The organism is Bradyrhizobium sp. IAR9 (assembly GCF_013408065.1).
Lineage (GTDB): Bacteria > Pseudomonadota > Alphaproteobacteria > Rhizobiales > Xanthobacteraceae > Bradyrhizobium.
In genome coordinates, this window is record NZ_JACBZW010000021.1 from 56266 (window position 1) to 72043 (window position 15778).

General features: G+C 66.1%; 9 protein-coding genes. 7 read left to right on the plus strand and 2 right to left on the minus strand.

What is annotated here, in order from left to right:
- Positions 1–26 precede the first annotated feature (26 nt).
- The 4 genes from GGD67_RS36600 to GGD67_RS36615 all read left to right on the plus strand — a co-directional run bounded on the left by GGD67_RS36600 (position 27) and on the right by GGD67_RS36615 (position 6612).
- Entirely contained in the window at positions 27–1568 is a 1542-nt protein-coding gene (locus GGD67_RS36600) for a caspase family protein (protein WP_179739717.1), read from the plus strand.
- Between the two features lie 159 nt (positions 1569–1727).
- Positions 1728–2390 (plus strand): OmpA family protein, encoded by a 663-nt coding sequence (locus tag GGD67_RS36605; RefSeq protein ID WP_026202583.1) that lies wholly within the window; start codon positions 1728–1730, stop codon positions 2388–2390.
- A gap of 158 nt (positions 2391–2548) precedes the next feature.
- Positions 2549–3478, plus strand: coding sequence for an efflux RND transporter periplasmic adaptor subunit (locus GGD67_RS36610; protein WP_018321581.1), 930 nt, complete (start codon positions 2549–2551; stop codon positions 3476–3478).
- On the plus strand, positions 3478–6612 hold the full coding sequence (locus GGD67_RS36615) for an efflux RND transporter permease subunit (RefSeq protein WP_092261379.1): 3135 nt from the start codon (positions 3478–3480) through the stop codon (positions 6610–6612). The genes GGD67_RS36610 and GGD67_RS36615 overlap by 1 nt, the downstream gene beginning before the upstream one ends.
- Positions 6613–6758: 146 nt before the next feature.
- Here GGD67_RS36615 and GGD67_RS36620 read toward each other — a convergent pair whose 3' ends face one another.
- Positions 6759–7433, minus strand: a complete 675-nt coding sequence (locus GGD67_RS36620) for a Crp/Fnr family transcriptional regulator (protein WP_018321583.1) — start codon at positions 7431–7433, stop codon at positions 6759–6761.
- 245 nt (positions 7434–7678) lie between these two features.
- Between GGD67_RS36620 and GGD67_RS36625 the strand changes: the two genes are divergently transcribed.
- From GGD67_RS36625 to GGD67_RS36635, 3 genes are all read left to right on the plus strand, one after another.
- Positions 7679–9745 (plus strand): AsmA family protein, encoded by a 2067-nt coding sequence (locus tag GGD67_RS36625; RefSeq protein ID WP_179739719.1) that lies wholly within the window; start codon positions 7679–7681, stop codon positions 9743–9745.
- Positions 9746–9990: 245 nt separating this feature from the next.
- Complete coding sequence (locus GGD67_RS36630) at positions 9991–12438, plus strand: adenylate/guanylate cyclase domain-containing protein (protein WP_179739721.1); 2448 nt, start codon at positions 9991–9993, stop codon at positions 12436–12438.
- Between the two features lie 1157 nt (positions 12439–13595).
- The gene (locus GGD67_RS36635) at positions 13596–14423 is read left to right on the plus strand and encodes a hypothetical protein (RefSeq protein ID WP_210286769.1); all 828 of its coding nucleotides are present in this window, start codon (positions 13596–13598) and stop codon (positions 14421–14423) included.
- On the opposite strand, the gene GGD67_RS36640 is transcribed toward GGD67_RS36635, so the two are convergent.
- Complete coding sequence (locus GGD67_RS36640) at positions 14424–15734, minus strand: Spy/CpxP family protein refolding chaperone (RefSeq protein WP_179739727.1); 1311 nt, start codon at positions 15732–15734, stop codon at positions 14424–14426.
- Between the last annotated feature and the right edge of the window lie 44 nt (positions 15735–15778).

A 15778-nucleotide genomic window follows, 5' to 3' on the forward strand; every position in this document is an offset into this window, starting at 1 on the left:
GCCTTTTTGGCTGGACCGCGCTGATTATGAAAATTCGCTTCTTTTTTCTTCTGCCCTTGCTCGTCTCGCTCGTCCCGACTGCCCCATCGCTTGCGGCCGGTGACCGCTTTGCGCTGGTCATCGGCAACGCCAAATATCCGGATGCGGATGCCCCGCTGAAGGAACCGATCAACGATGCCCGTGACGTCGCCGACGAGCTCAAGCGCGACGGCTTTTCGGTCGAGATCGGCGAGAATCTGACCGGCGACGGCATGCGCCGCGCCTTTGACAAGCTCTACGGCAAGATCAAGCCGGGATCGGTGGCGCTGGTGTTCTTCAGCGGCTTCGGCATCCAGTCGGCGCGCCAGAGCTACATGCTGCCGATCGATGCGCAGATCTGGACCGAATCCGACGTGCGCCGCGACGGTTTCAGCCTCGAGACCGTCCTCGGCGAGCTCAACACCCGCGGCGCCGGCGTCAAGATCGCGCTGGTCGACGCTAGCAGGCGCAATCCGTTCGAGCGCCGGTTCCGCAGCTTCTCGGCCGGCCTGACCCCGGTGATCGCGCCGAACGGAACGCTGGTGATGTATTCGGCGGCGCTGGCCTCGGTGGTCTCCGACGCCGGCGGCGAGCACAGCCTGTTCGTCCAGGAGCTCCTGAAGGAAATCCGGGTCCCCGACCTGATGGCCGAGGAGACGCTGAACCGGACCAAGATGGGCGTCACCCGGGCTTCGCGCGGCGAGCAGGTGCCTTGGATATCCTCTTCATTGGCCGAAGATTTCTCGTTCAGCCCGGGAGCCGGCGGATCGCGTCCGGCACCGTCGACGCCGCCCGCGCCTCCTGCGCCGCCGCCGGTCGTCGCCAACAACCCGCCGCCGTCACCGCCCGCGGCGCCGACACCGCCTCCGCCGCCGAAGCCGGCCGACACCGCGGCGGCACCCGCGCCTGCTTCTCCACCTCCTGCGCCTGCGCCGGCCCCCACGCCGAAGCCGCAGGTCGAGGCCGCCCTGCCCCCGCCGCCACCGCCGGTCAAACCGATTGATCCCGCTCCGGCACCGAGCACCGACAGCGGGCCGAGCGCCGCCGCGCTGGCCGACGATCCCACGATCAAGAGCCTGACCTCCAAGATTGCCGCCAATCCGGATGACGTGAACGCGCTGTACCGGCGCGGCCAGGTCTATGCCAGCAAGGGCGCCTACAACCTCGCCATCAAGGATTTCGACGACACGCTCCGGATCAACACCAAGGATGTCGAGGCGCTGAACAACCGCTGCTGGACCCGCACCGTGGTCGGCGACCTCCAGGGCGCGCTGAAGGATTGCAACGAGGCGTTGCGGCTGCGGCCCAACTTCGTCGACGCGCTGGACAGCCGCGGGCTCGTCAACCTCAAATCGGGCGCGGTCAAGAATGCCATCGCCGATTTCGATGCGGCCCTGAGGATCAACCCGCGTCTGACCTCCTCGCTTTATGGGCGCGGCCTCGCCAAGCAGCGCAATGGCTCCGCCCAGGAAGGCGCGCTTGATATCGCCAATGCCAAAGCGATGGATCCGAACATCGTTCAGGAGTTCGCAAGCTACGGAGTGCGCTAGGATTTTTTTGAATTGAGGCAGGCGGCGCCTCGAACCCCTGGCGGCCCAGGGAAGACTAACGAACGGATGCCGCAGGCAGCCTTCCCCGGGGGGCTCATTGCAGGAACTTTGGCAGGAATTTTCGAACCGCGCGAGCTCGCTGCGCAGGAGGGACTGGCTATGAAATCGGCTGCAAAGGGACTTACCGCGATTCTGTCCATCATCACTCTTGGCGCTGCGCTGTCGCTGCCGGCCTTCGCCGGCGATGACGGCAACAGCAAGAACGTCACCGAGGACGACATCGTCCGCGCGCTGGCGCCGCCGGCCAAGAAGCCCCTGACCCGCGGCCTCTCGCTCGCCCCCCAGGCCGATCCCGCGCCGAACGCCGCCGAGAGCAAGCTGATCCAGTCGGTGCGCGGCCGCTCGACGCGTTCGCTGTCCTCGACCGAGCGCGAGGAAATCGCATCGGTCGCCAAGGACAAGCCGAACATCGATCTCGAAATCACGTTCGACTACAACTCCGCCAATATCAGCGCCAAGTCGATGCCATCCGTGCAGGCGCTCGGTCGCGCGCTGACCAGTCCCGACCTGAAGGGCTCCACCTTCGTGGTGGCCGGCCACACCGATGCCGCCGGCGGCGAAACCTACAACCAGGACCTGTCGGAACGCCGCGCGGATGCGATCAAGCGCTACCTCGTCGACAAGTACAGCATCTCCGCCACCGACCTCGTCACCGTCGGCTACGGCAAGAGCAAGCTGAAAAATCCGAGCCAGCCGATGGCCGAGGCCAACCGCCGCGTGCAGGTCGTCAACATGGAAAACAAGACCACCGCATCGAAGTGAGCACGACAAAATCCTCTGAAGTGACAAGTCGTGATGTGGTGTAAAGTCTCGCTTCCAGAGCGCGTCCCGCAGCCTTGCGGGACGCCGCTTTGTTTCAGGGAAATGCTCTCGATGGGCCTCGCGCGGATGGCCGTGAGCCAGGCCAGGATGATCCGGCGATGAACCTCTCCGAATATCTCAAGCCTGCCGGAACCGTGATGTTCGTCGTCGCGCTCGGCGTCGGCTATTACCTGTTCGAGCATCGCAAGCGCGCCGAGCCGAAGGAGACGCAGAGCGAGGCGCTCGTCATCGTGACGAAGTCGACCAATGCCTGCTTCTCCGACCTTGTACGGGTGACCGGCTTCTTCGTGCCGCGCCGCGAGGCCGTGGTCATCGCCGACCAGGAGGGATCCAAGGTCACCGATCTCTTCGTCACCGAGGGCACCGTCGTTGCCGACAACCAGGAGCTGGCGCGCCTGACGGCGCCGCCGCAGATCCCGGGCCAGCCGCAGAGACCCGGTCCGCAAGGTCCGATCTCGCTGAAATCACCTGCGCCGGGCCTCATCACCGAGGTCCGCACCATCGTCGGCGCGCCTGCTTCCCCGCAGGCCGGCCCGATGTTCCGCATCGCCGTCAACAACGAGATCGAGCTCGATGCTCAGGTTCCGGCGGTGCACATGCCCAAGCTCAACTCCGGCGCCACCGTGCGCATCAGCCGCGATGACGCGCCCGATCTGATCGGCCGGGTCCGGCTGGTTGCGCCCGAGATCGACCGCGCCACGCAGCTCGGCCGCGTCCGCATCAGCGTCACCAACAATCCGTCGCTGAAGGTCGGCGTGTTCGCCCGCGCCTCTATCGACGCCAAGCGAAGCTGCGGCGTCTCGATCCCCAAGACCGCGATCGACCATCTCACCATTCAGGTCGTCAAGGGCAACATCATCGAGACGCGCAAGGTGCGGGTCGGGCTCTCGTCCGACAACGCGACGGAAATCCTGGAAGGCCTCGACGTCGGCGAAATCGTCGTGGCCGACGCCGGCTCTTCGCTCCATGACGGCGACCAGATCAAGACCATGTTCGCCGATGAACTCGATCGCACGCGGGTACGCTGATGGCTCTCAATATCTCGGCTTGGTCGATCCGGAATCCGCTGCCGTCGGTCGTCTTCTCGATCATTCTTCTGATCCTCGGCTGGGTGTCTTTCACCAAGCTCGCGGTGACGCGGCTGCCTTCGGCCGACATTCCCGTGATCTCGGTCGTGGTGTCGCAGTTCGGCGCGGCGCCCGCCGAGCTCGAATCGCAGGTGACCAAGACGGTCGAAGACGCCGTCTCCGGCGTCGAGGGCGTGCGGCACATTACCTCACAGATCACCGACGGTGTGTCGGTCACCACCATCCAGTTCGCGCTGGAGACCAACACCGACCGCGCGCTCAACGACGTCAAGGACGCGGTGACGCGTGTGCGCTCGAACCTGCCGCAGAACGTCACCGAGCCGCTGATCCAGCGCGTCGACGTCATCGGCCTGCCGATCGTCACCTATGCCGCGATCTCGCCCGGCAAGACGCCGGAGCAGCTCTCCTACTTCGTCGACGACGTGGTCAAGCGCGCACTGCAAGGCGTGCGCGGCGTCGCCCAGGTCGAGCGCATCGGCGGTGTCGAGCGCGAAATTCTGGTCTCGCTCGATCCCGACCGTTTGCAGGCAATGGGGCTGACCGCGGTCAATGTCAGCCAGAGCCTGCGCGGCACCAATGTCGACGTCGCCGGCGGCCGCGCCGAGATCGGCAAGAACGACCAGGCGATCCGCACGCTCGCCGGCGCCAAGACGCTGAGCGACCTTGCCGGCACCATGATCCCGCTGTTCGGCGGCGGCGAGGTCCGGCTCGACGACCTCGGTACCGTCACTGACACCATCGCCGACCGCCGCACCTTCGCCCGCTTCAACGGCGAGCCGATCGTCGCGCTCGGTATCAAGCGCTCCAAGGGCGCCAGCGACGTCAAGGTGGCCGAGGCCGTGCAGAAGCGCATCGACGTACTCAAGGCCGCCTATCCCGACGTCGACCTGAAGGTGATCGACACCTCGGTCGAATATACCAACGGCAATTACCACGCGGCGATCTCGACCCTGTTCGAAGGCGCCATCCTCGCCGTCGTCATCGTGCTCTTGTTCCTGCGCGACCTGCGCGCCACCATCATCGCCGCGATCTCGCTGCCCTTGTCGATCTTCCCGGCGTTCTGGGCGATGGACCTGCTCGGCTTCTCGCTGAACCTCGTCAGCTTCCTCGCCATTACGCTATCGACGGGTATTCTGGTCGACGACGCCATCGTCGAGATCGAGAACATCGTCAGGCACATGAACATGGGCAAGTCGCCCTATCGTGCCGCCCTCGAAGCCGCCGACGAGATCGGCCTCGCGGTGATCGCGATCTCGCTCACCATCATCGCGATCTTCGCACCGGCGAGCTTCATGTCGGGCATCGCCGGACAGTTCTTCAAGCAGTTCGGCATCACCGTCTCGGTGCAGGTGTTCTTCTCGCTGCTCGCCGCGCGCTTCGTCACGCCGGTGCTCGCCGCCTACTTCCTCAAGCCCGGCACTCACGAAGAACCGCCGCCCGGCCGCGTGCTGCGGGCCTATCACCGGATCGTGGCCTGGTCGGTAAAACACTATTTCATCACGGTGCTGGTCGGCTTCGGCATCTTCGCCGCCTCGATCTGGAGCATTACACTGCTGCCGCAGGGTTTTCTGCCGGCGCAGGATAGTTCGCGCTCACTGCTGGCCCTCGAGCTGCCGCCGGGCACCCAGCTTGCCTATACCGAAAAGGTCACCGAGGACATCGTCGCGCGGCTGCGCAAGCGGCCCGAGGTGAAGAGCATCTTCGTCGACGGCGGGCGCGTCCCGCCGGGCACCCAGGAAGTCCGGCGCGCCGCACTGATCATCAACTACACGCCCAAGGATGCCCGCGACATCACCCAGCGCGAGCTCGAATTCTCGATCAGCCAGGAGCTGGAGAACATTCCAGACATCCGCTTCTGGTTCCTCGACGAGAACGGTCTGCGCGCCATCTCGCTGGTCGTGACCGGTGTCGACGCCAACATCGTCAACAATTTCGCGAGCGAGCTCGCGACGCAGATGAAGCGGATTCCGACCATCTCCAACGTGATCTCGGAAACCACGCTGGAGCGGCCCGAGCTGCGCGTCGAACCGCGCGCCGATCTCGCGGCGCGGCTCGGCGTCTCGACCGAAAGCCTGTCGCAGACCATCCGCGTCGCCACCATCGGCGACGTCGGACCCGCCCTCGCCAAGTTCGACGTCGGCGACCGTCTGGTGCCTATCCGCGTGCAGCTCGAGGATGCCGCGCGCGGCAATCTGAAGACGCTGGAACAGCTGCGCGTGCCGCTCGGCGAGCACGGCGAGAAGGGCGGCGTGCCGCTCTCGGTCATCGCCGACGTCAAGCTCGACCAGGGCCCGACCAGCATCAACCGCTACGATCGCGAGCGGCAGGCGACGGTCGCCGCCGACCTCGTCGGCTCCGCCGCACTCGGCGACGCCACCAAGAAGATCTACGATCTGCCGGTGATGAAGAGCCGGCCGAAGGGCGTGAAGGTCTCTCCCTCCGGCGACGCCGAAAGCCTCAACGAGCTGTCCGACGGCTTCGCCACCGCTATCACGGCGGGCCTGATGATGGTCTACGCCGTGCTGGTGCTGCTGTTCGGCACCTTCCTGCAGCCGATCACCATCCTGTTCTCGCTGCCGCTCTCGATCGGCGGCGCGATCGCGGCCCTGCTCCTCACCGGCAAGCAGCTGACCACGCCGGTGTGGATCGGCATTCTGATGCTGATGGGCATCGTCACCAAGAACGCGATCATGCTGGTGGAATTCGCGATCGAAGCCATTCACGCCGGCAAGCCGCGCGAAGAGGCGATGATCGACGCCGGCATGAAGCGCGCCCGGCCGATCGTGATGACCACGATCGCGATGGCCGCGGGCATGATGCCGAGCGCGCTCGCGGTCGGCGCCGGCGGCGAGTTCCGCTCGCCGATGGCGCTCGCGGTGATCGGCGGCCTGATCTTCTCCACCATCCTGTCGCTGGTGTTCGTGCCCGCGATGTTCATGGTGATGGACGATTTTGGCGCCCTGATCTGGCGCTTCGCCAAGCGGCTGATCGTGCACAGCGAGGACGCCGAGACGGACAGTCATCACGGCGCGGCGCCGGCATCGAAAGACGTTGCCCACCGTGCTGCGGAGTAAGATTTCGGGCGAGTGGCCGGAGGGGCGCGTTAACGCAGGGCGCCTTCAAGGCGCTATGTTACCCCAATAGCTTTCACGCGGATCACGCTCGGCCCTGGGTCTGCACCGGCAAGCCCTGCATTCGCGGGCTGCTGTGCGGCTGAGCCCTACTCGTTCCGCGCGATCGCGGTCAGCTTGGTCATGTTCCTGAGCAGGATGCGGCCACGCTGAAGATCGAGGATCGCTTCCTTGCGCCAGGCCTGGAGCTGGCGGTTGACGCTCTCGCGGGCGGCGCCGACGAAGACGCCGAGCTGCTCCTGCGAGATGTGCACCTCGGAACCGAAATCGGCGGCCAGCGCGCAGAGCCGCCGCGCCAGGCGCACCGGCAGCGGCTGCAGCATCGATTCCTCCATGCGCTCGCTCTGCCAGCGGATGCGCTGGCACAGCAATGCGATGATCTTGATCGCGACCTTCGGCTCGCGCTCGAGGAAGCTGAGGAAATCTTCGCGCCGCAGCACGAACAATTCGCTGGCCTCGCCAGCGGTCGCATCCGCGGTCCGATTCTGGCCGTCCAGCACCGCGACTTCGCCGAACAGGTCGCCGGGGCCCATGAAATTGAGCGTGAGCCGGCTGCCGTCGGAGGCACCTGTCTCGATGCGGACCTGGCCGCGGCGCACGCCGAACAGCGCGTTGCCAGGATCGCCCTTCTGGAACAGCACCTCGCCATTCCCCAGATGCTGGGTGTGACAGAGATTGGACAGCCGCTGGAGCTCGTCTGCACCGAGATCCGCGAACATCGCGTTCATCTTCAAAATGACCGCAAATTCGGCCTGCTTGCTCATTTCAATGTCCTTGTGAAGTCCTGGTCAGTCATCTTGTCAGACGCTTGGCAAATCGCTTGAAACCATCACCATCAGGATCGCGTAAAACCGCGCCGGGGAAGTGTGTCATAAGTCACATAACTTTGCAGCACCCCCTGACTATTTTTACGCGCTTGGAGCCGCTTCCCGTCCGGGGATAAACTCGGCCGCGAAGGATGGATAACCGGCGGGATTCGACGCCGATTGTCCGTCAGTGGAAAGTCGAGATGAGAGCAGTAAAATTCGCCGGCGCGGCATTGGCCGCGGTCATCATCGTGATCGCACTCCTGCTGGTGGTCGGAATCCCCTCGGGCTTCCTGACGTCGACGATTGCCTCGCGCGTCGAGAGCGCGACCGGCTATCGTCTGTCGATCGACGGCACCACCAAGATCAGCCTGTGGCCGACGCTGAACGTCACCCTGAACGACCTCTCGCTTGCCGATCCCCGGGATCGCAGCGGCATCACGCGCCTGACGATCGACAGCGTGCAGGCCGACATGTCGCTCTCCAGCGTGTGGTCGGGCCGCCCTGAGATCCGCGAGCTGATCGTCACCCATCCGGTGCTTTACCAGCCGCTGCTGCGGGAGCGCCTGCCGAATGCGGGAGGCTCGTCGAAGCCGCCACTCGCGCTCGACGCGGATGGCGCGACCATCGACCGCGTCAAGATCACCGACGGCGAAGTCGCATTCTCGCGCGTGCGCGACCGCGTCGAGGGCCGCATCAGCGCCATCAACGCCGACGCGACGATCGGCCGCGACCGCAAGGTCAATGTCACTGGCACCGCGCGCGTCGGCGACCACCCGACCAAGTTCGACATCAAGGCGACCACGCCGGCGCCGCCGGCCGACCGGCCGACGATCCCGGTGGATTTCGCCATCGACATGCCCGACGTGTTGAAGTCTCAGCTCAACGGTCATGCCGAGATGCGAATGAACGGCGACGTCGTGATGATCAACGGCGTGAATGGCCGGCTCGGCGATGGCACATTCAACGGCTGGGCTTCGGTCGACATTGCCAGCAAGCCGCTGGTCAAGCTCGACCTCGACTTCCAGCGGCTGGCGATTCCGCTGGCGAAATCGCCGGAGGGCGCCGCCGGGCAGCCCTGGAGCAATGCGCCGATCGACGTCTCCGGGCTCAATTATGTCGATGCGCAAGTGCGGATCTCCGCGAACGAAGCCGTGATCGGTGATGCCCGCATCGCGCCTCTGGCGGTCGATGCGAAGCTCGCCGGCGGGGTGCTGAAGGCGGGGACCGCCAATCTCGGCGCCTATGGCGGCCAGGTCTCCGGCGAGGTGATCCTCGATGCAACCACCGGCGCGTCGAGCTTTGCCATGCATTCCGATCTCGTCGGCGTGCGTGCGCTGCCGCTGCTTCAGAGCCTCGCCGAATTCGACCGCATCGACGGCAAGCTGCAGGCCAAGCTCGCCTTGCGCAGCGCGGGCACCAGCCAGCGCGCGCTGATGGCGAACATGCAGGGCACGGCCTTCGTCAATTTCCAGGACGGCGCCATCCGCGGCATCAATGTCGCGCAGATGATCCGTTCGCTGACATCGGGCACGCTGTCCGGCTGGCAGGACAACCAGAATGCCGGCCAGGAGCAAAGCACCGACCTGTCGCAGCTTTCGGCCTCGTTCCGCATCGACAAGGGCCAGGCCGTGACGACGGATCTCAACCTGATCGGGCCGCTGGTGCGCGTCACCGGCGCGGGCACCATCGCCCTCGACACCAAGATGATGGGTTTTCGCGTCGAGCCGAAGCTGGTGATGACGACCGAAGGTCAGGGCCGCGCCAATGAGCCGGTCGGCTTCGGCATTCCCGTGATGATCCAGGGCAGCTGGTCGCAGCCCAAGATCTACCCCGACATGGCCGGCATGCTGGACAATCCGGATGCCGCCTATGCCAAGCTGCGCGAGATGGGCAAGGGCCTGTTCGGTCCTGATGGCGCCGGGCTCGGCAACATTCTGGGCAGCCTCGGTCTCGGCGGCACGACTGCGCCCGGCGGCAATGCGGCCGGCAACGCCAATCCGCAAGCCCAGCAGCCGGGCCAGAACAATCTGCTCGGCGGCCCACTGGGCGAGGCGATCGGCAATTTGATTCAGCAGGGGCTGTCCAGCGGCGCGGGAAGCAGCACCGGCGCCGCGCCGGGCAGTGGCCGCAGCCGCAGCCTGCCGGCAACGCCCTCCACGCCCGCGCCGCAGGCCTCGCCCGCGGCTCCGGCCCTTGCGGACCCGCCGGTCGCGCAGCAGGACAGTCAGCCAATGAACGACGTGCTGCGGCAACTCTTTAACCGGTGATTGGCGGATTGGCGGGCTTAGCTCCACGGCAATCCCCTTACATCAGCTTCCCCGCCACCGGCTTCCTCCGAACGGATGAGGCAACTCACCGGCCTTTCGCCGGCCCCCGCGTCCACAGGGAGTAACCACGCCGGCCGGTCCCCGGCCCGCGCGGCGGTCCTTTGGCCCAAATTGTGATAGAACGGCCGGGAAGGGCCTGCGCGGCCCGTGAGCGCCGGCGTCGATGGCGGCGCGAGAGGATCGGGATGGCAGGAGCGAACGACAAGACACGGTTTCTGCGCGAGGGCCTGTTCGCCAAATACGTCGTCTCCCTCGTCGGCCTCGTCGTGTTCGTGCTCGCCGTCAACGGCGCGATGGAGACCTGGATCTCCTACCGCGCCACCAAGACCCAGCTGACCGACGGGCTGGAGGACAAGGCGCAAGCCGCCGCCCGGCGGATCGAGCAGTCGATCTCGGAGCTCGATCGCCAGATCAGCTGGGTGACGCGGGCGAGCCAGGACACCCTCGAAAAGCGCCGTGCCGACTACGCATCGCTGCTGCACCAGGTCTCGGTCGTCAACCAGCTGTTCCAGCTCAACGGCGAGGGCCGCGAGGTGCTGCGCGTCTCGCGCCAGTCGACCACGACCGGGAGCAACGCCGACCTCTCCCGCGACATGCGCTTCACCGACACCGTCGCCCGCGGCGTCAGCTATGCGCCGGCCTGGTTCGCCGACCGGACGCCGTTCATGTCGATCTCGGTGGCGCATTCCGGCTTCAATGCCGGCGTCACCGTGGCAGAGATCGACCTCAGCTTTCTCTCCGACTTCCTGTCCGACGCGCAGGTCGGCAAGGCCGCCTTCGCCTATGTCGTCGACCCCCGCGGCCGCGTGCTGGCGACGTCGTCGAAAGGGCCGGATGTCGGCAAGGATTTGTCGAAGCTGCCGCAGGTGGCGGCCGCGATCGCGCCCGGCCATGAGGGCGACAGTTCGGGCACCGACTTCAACGGCCATGCGGTGATGAGCGCCGCGAGCACGGTGCCGAAACTCGGCTGGAGCGTGCTGTTCGAGCAGCCGACCACGCAGGCCCTGACGCCGATACGCGACCAGCTGGTGCGCATCGCGCTCTTGATCGGCATGGGCCTCATGGTCGCGATCCTCGCCGGCACGCTGCTCGCCCGCCGCATGATCATTCCGATCACGGCGCTGCGCGACGGCGCCTACAGGCTCGGCGAGGGCGATTTCAATCACCGCATCGAAGTGCGCACCTCGGACGAGCTGGAAGACCTCGCCGGCCAGTTCAACCGCATGGCCGGCCAGATCCAGGAGACCTATTCGGACCTGGAGACCAAGGTCGAGGAGCGCACGCGCGATCTGGCGCAGTCGATCAACGAGCTGAAGGTGCTGGAGGAGGTCGGCCGCGCCGTCGCCTCCTCGCTCGATCTCAACGCCGTGCTGCCGACGATCGCCGCGCGCGCGATCGAGATCACCCATGCCGATGCGGTGCTGATCTACGGCTTCGATGCCGAGACGCGCCGCTTCAAACTGGTCGAGGCCAACGGTATCGACAAATCCGCCGACGGCGCCCATGTCACCATCGACGAAGGCCAGAACATCCTGAGCGATGCCGCCGAAAGCGGCGAACCGATCGCGATCGCCGAGCTTGGCGCCGCCGCCGAGCAGCCGCTGCGCGAGGTCGCGATCGCGGCCGGCTTCCACTCGGTGCTGGTGGTGCCGCTGGTCGACCAGCAGGGCACGCTCGGCTCGCTGGTGGTGCTGCGCCGCGCGAGCGGCGAGTTCGCCGCCAGCATCATCGGCCTGATGCGCACCTTCGCCAACCAGGCCGTGCTGGCGATGCGCAATGCGCGGCTGTTCACCGAGGTCGACCACAAGAGCCACGCCCTGGAGACGGCCAACGAGACCGTGCGCGCCCAGGCCGACAAGCTGCGCGAACAGACCGAGCAATTGAAGAACTGGAACAAGTCGCTCGAGGAGCGCGTCAAGACCCAGCTCGGCGAGATCGAGCGCATCCGCAAGCTCGAGCGTTTCCTGGCGCCGCAGGTGGCGCAGCTGATCGCCTCCTCCGACAGCCCGGAAGGGCTGCTCACCAGCCAGCGCCGCGAGGTGACCGTGGTGTTCTGCGATTTGCGCGGCTTCACCGCGTTCACGGAGGCGACCGAGCCGGAAGAGGCGATGAACGTACTGCGCGAATATCACGCCGCGCTCGGCAAGCTGATCTTCAAATATGAAGGCACGCTCGACAAATATGCCGGCGACGGCGTGATGATCCTGTTCAACGCGCCGATCCAGTTCGAGGACCACACCAAGCGCGCCGTGAAGATGGCGGTGGAGATGCGCGACACCATCGGCCCGCTGACCGAGCGCTGGCGCAACCGCGGGCACAGCCTCGGCTTCGGCATCGGCATCGCGGTCGGCTATGCCACGCTCGGCCAGGTCGGCTTCGAGCAGCGGCTGGAATATGCCGCGATCGGCAGCGTCACCAACCTCGCCTCGCGCCTCTGCGGCGAAGCCAAGCCCAACCAGATCGTGGTGAGCCGCCGCGTCTACGGCATCGTCGAGCCCTGGGTCGAAGCGCGCGCCCTCGACGATCTCCAGCTCAAGGGCTTCAATCACCCCGTGCTGGCGATGGAGATCTTGAACTGGCGCGAGGAAGTCGAGAACGTGGTGGACGCCTCGGCGGTGCGGCGAAGGGGGTAAAGCTGGCGTTGGCGCTGGTGTAGCCCGGATGGAGCGAAGCGAAATCCGGGGTCGTGCCACAAGCGACGGCAGTCCCGGATTGCGCTTCGCTCCATCCGGGCTACAGGCCCTTGTATCGCTCACCGACAGCATTTCACGATCCCGCGGCACATTGCGCCCGGGTTTTGCTTAGGTCTCGCTACCCTTCGAAATGGAAGGGCGCAGGGAAGACCGGGCACCGGCTGGCACCCGCAAGACCCCTGTGCATGAGTGCGTGATAGTCGCTCACAGGGGAGAAACAGGTGCGGCCGAATGCCCGGCCTTCCCTGCGCAGTGGTTGAAACGGCTTATGTCGCGCTCTCGCCGGTGAGACGATCCCTTTGCCACCGTCGCCTTGCGGCTTTCATGGGATGCACAGGTCCGGTCGGACCAGCGCACCGCTGCAAGACTTGACGCCGGATATTCGGGCGTCACGACCACACGATTTTGCCGTACGCGAGGCAAGCACCGTCGTACACGCGCCCGCTGATCGCTCACGGGGACAACCCGCCCTGCGACCGCTCTGGCGCCAACGCCGCCCGCGTCCACCGCCCCCCACCCCACGAACCCTGACGATCGCGATCCGTCCCTTACCATGGGATGAGTTGGGAGGAGCATAGGGTGTTTCGTTTTTCCAGTAAAGCGAATTTTGGATTATTCGAATGACAAATTCTGATACCGAGCAAACAACCCCATGCACAGTAGACGGGGGTTGTCGGATCAATGGGTTATGAGAGACTGGGAACACCACCCAACACGCCGTACTCGGGCCCGCCTGCGGAGCTTTACAGCAAACCCGGTGACTTGCGGCGTCGATCCGCTCGATGTCAGGCGCGGGGGACAGTGGGCCCCTTCCGGGGTCGTCCCCGCGAACGCCGGGCCCCATACCGCGTGATCTATCGGTTGCGTGAGGTAGAAGTACCGAACACCTCATCTTCGCCAAACTTCTCCCTGTGCTTATGGGTCCCGGCGTTCGCCGGGACGACAGCGGAGCGTGAGGCGACGGCGGTGGCAACAATCCCCTTCCCCCGAACCATATCCCTGCTCCCCGCGACTAACCCTCGCCTTAACGGCGAGGCGATTCCAATGGAGACCCACCTGTGGCGCTTGCCTTGCCTTCGCGCGCTTATGATCTGCAGATGCTGGACCGTCCCGCCGATCGCGCGCGTGACCACGGCTGGGTCTTTGGCCTGCCGCCGGGCATCAGCAGCGAGCAATGGCCGCTCGATCCCGTCACCGGCTATCCGCTGATGCACGGCTTCACGCTGCTGCTGCCGGAGGATTATCGCGTCCATGGCGAGGACATCGTCGCAGTGTCGTTCTTTGCCACCGCGCCCGATCACAATGACGGCGGCGCGCCCGACGATCCGGAAATCCGCGAGGCCGTGCAGGCGCGCACCTCGCATCCGCGGCTGTCGCGCATGACCGATATCCTCGACTACGAATATGCTGCGCTGCTGCTGACCAGGGCCGAATATGACGGCCCGTTCGCCACACCGCCGGCGCCGCTTGCGCTGGCGACGGCCGACCGGCCGCGCTGGCTCGATATCGGCGGCGCCAGCGCCTTCTTCGAGACGGCCGCGCCGTTCGCGCAAAAGATGTTCGCCGGCCCGCCGCGTGCCGAACTGGCCGCGAACCTCGCGATCGCGCTGACGCCGCGCGCTGATGATCCCAACGCCGGCAAGGCCCCGCAGGACCCGCACATTCCGCGCGACCCGCCGACCGGCTATCAGTGCTACTACTACTTTGAGGGCGGCGTCCCGACCGCCGACAATTACCGCCTGCACGATTGGTGCAAGGACCACGCCCGCAACCATCTCGGCGGCACGATGCGGCCGTGCCAGGCGGTGCCGGAGACGAGCCCGTTCTACATCGAGTTCGAGGAATATTTCGGCGGCTACAATTTCGGCAGCGGCAACGCGCAGCTCGACTTCAAAGACATGAAGTTCGACTGGGCGTGCGACTGATCACGCCCCCCGCTTCGGCCCGATCGCCTCGAAGCCGGCCTTCTGCTCGTCGCTCAGATCAGCCTCGAAATCGTCGAGCGCATCGGTGACGCCGTTCACGGCTTGCAGCATCGTCTCCAGCCGCGCCTTTGCGGCGGTGAGGCGCGCCTGCGGAGTCGCAGCGGCTTCCGCCGGGCAGGCGCTCAGCGTCTGCATCGTGCGCAGCGTGGTGTCCTGCAGCACCTCGAAGCGGGCGCGGGCGGTCTCGTCGAGGCGGAGCGTGGTGGCGATGTCGCCCGCGGGCCATTGCTGCTGCACGAGCTGCTCGTACTGCCGCTGCAGCTTCTCGTCATAGCGCGGATCGCTGTCGGCGTCGCAGGCGTTTGAGGCCTGCGCATCCTTGCTCGTATCCTTGCTCGTATCTTTGCGCTGCATGGCCGCGAGCGCGGCACGGCGCTCATTGCCGAGAGCGTTGAGCCGGGCCTTCTGATCGTCATCGAGCGACTTGGTGAACTTCGCCAGCGGCGGCGCGATCGCATCAGTTGCCTTGATCATGGCCTCGAGCCGCTCGCGCATCAGGCCGAGGCGCTCCGCCGCGGTCGCGGGCACTTGCGATGGGCAGGCGGCACGGATGCTGTCGCGGGCTTCGCTCCAGGCATTTACGAGCTCGTCGAGCGCGGTGCGTTGCAATTCGTTGGGCTGCACGGTGGCGGCGATGCGATCCACCGGAAAGCCGGGGGGATCGCTGGCATCGCAAACGTTCTGCGCCGACGGAATTCGGCGCGCGCGTTTGCCCTGCGGCGCGGTGTAGGCGGCCAGCTCGGCGGCCGCGTAGGGCGCAAAGATCGCAGCGTAGATGTCGCCATAGCCGTAGAGCGAGAGGCTGGTCGCATCGCCGAAGATCACGGCATTGGTGAGGTCGTCATGCGCGAACGGCCAGAACACCGGGCCGACCCAGCCGTAGCTGCCATCGGGATGACGCCACCAGCCTTGCGGGCGGCGGCCGCCTTGCCAGCCTGAAAGCGCGGCCTGCGCCGTGAGCGCCGCGCGCAGGACGTAAGGGTTGGCTGGCTGGCCGCGCTCGGCACCGCGCGGATCTTGCGATCTCAAGGCAGCGGAGCGGTAGCGGCCGCCCCGCACTGCCATACGGGAATGGCGCAGCCGCGACATGCCGATCATGTGGCCGACGGCGAAACGGGCGACACCGAACGGGCCGCCACGCAATCCGAACTGCGCTTCAGCCTTACCGGGCAGCAGCACTGCTGCAATCAGGATGGTCGCGCCCGCCAGCGCCAGTCCCACGCGTCCTGACAGAACCGCTGACCTGACCAATTCGGCCTCCTCCCAGCCAAGCGCGCACTGCGTCGCATCGAGAT

Bases quoted from the DNA above. Each gene is read 5' to 3' on its own strand.
- GGD67_RS36610 (WP_018321581.1), top strand. From the start codon at position 2,549: ATGAACCTCTCCGAATATCTCAAGCCTGCCGGAACCGTGATGTTCGTC.
- GGD67_RS36635 (WP_210286769.1), top strand. From the start codon at position 13,596: ATGCTGGACCGTCCCGCCGATCGCGCGCGTGACCACGGCTGGGTCTTT.
- GGD67_RS36605 (WP_026202583.1), top strand. From the start codon at position 1,728: ATGAAATCGGCTGCAAAGGGACTTACCGCGATTCTGTCCATCATCACT.
- GGD67_RS36630 (WP_179739721.1), top strand. From the start codon at position 9,991: ATGGCAGGAGCGAACGACAAGACACGGTTTCTGCGCGAGGGCCTGTTC.
- GGD67_RS36615 (WP_092261379.1), top strand. From the start codon at position 3,478: ATGGCTCTCAATATCTCGGCTTGGTCGATCCGGAATCCGCTGCCGTCG.
- GGD67_RS36600 (WP_179739717.1), top strand. From the start codon at position 27: ATGAAAATTCGCTTCTTTTTTCTTCTGCCCTTGCTCGTCTCGCTCGTC.
- GGD67_RS36620 (WP_018321583.1), bottom strand. From the start codon at position 7,433: ATGAGCAAGCAGGCCGAATTTGCGGTCATTTTGAAGATGAACGCGATG.
- GGD67_RS36625 (WP_179739719.1), top strand. From the start codon at position 7,679: ATGAGAGCAGTAAAATTCGCCGGCGCGGCATTGGCCGCGGTCATCATC.